Below are 422 nucleotides of genomic sequence, written 5' to 3'. Positions count from 1 at the left end.
AAAGATGAGGATGGTCATGTCTTTCTCCTGAAATCGTAATCCGTCAGGCATCTTAATTGACTTTGAGAATCATTTTCATTTAAAATGTTGGATAAAACGTAAAAAGGATTGGAGAGCTGCCAGATGTTTGTGCAAATCAGAAAAATGACCGTAAAAGAAGGACATGCCGACAAAGTAATCGAACGCTTCAGTTCAGAAGGCGTGATTGAAAAGCAGGAAGGTTTGATAGATGTAACGGTCCTGGAAAAAAAAGTCCGCCGCGGTGATGAAGAAGTCGTCGTGTTAATCCGCTGGGAGTCAGAAGACCATTGGAAACAATGGGAAAAAAGCGAAGACCACATCGCGGCCCACAAAGCAAACCAAGGCAAGCCGAAACCTGATTATATGCTTGGGACGGATGTCGGTATGTATCATGTCAGAGC

Annotated in this window: 1 protein-coding gene; it reads left to right on the top strand. The window is 43.4% G+C overall.

Annotated elements, in window-relative coordinates:
• Positions 1 to 123: 123 nt before the first annotated feature.
• A partial coding sequence (gene hmoA, locus ACTD9P_RS30105) for a heme-degrading oxygenase HmoA (protein WP_438870498.1) occupies positions 124 to 422 on the top strand: 299 nt, incomplete at its 3' end.

It is taken from the genome of Pseudomonas onubensis (assembly GCF_965653655.1).
Classification (GTDB): Bacteria; Pseudomonadota; Gammaproteobacteria; order Pseudomonadales; family Pseudomonadaceae; genus Aquipseudomonas.
This window is presented reverse-complemented; position numbering and strand designations above follow the sequence as displayed.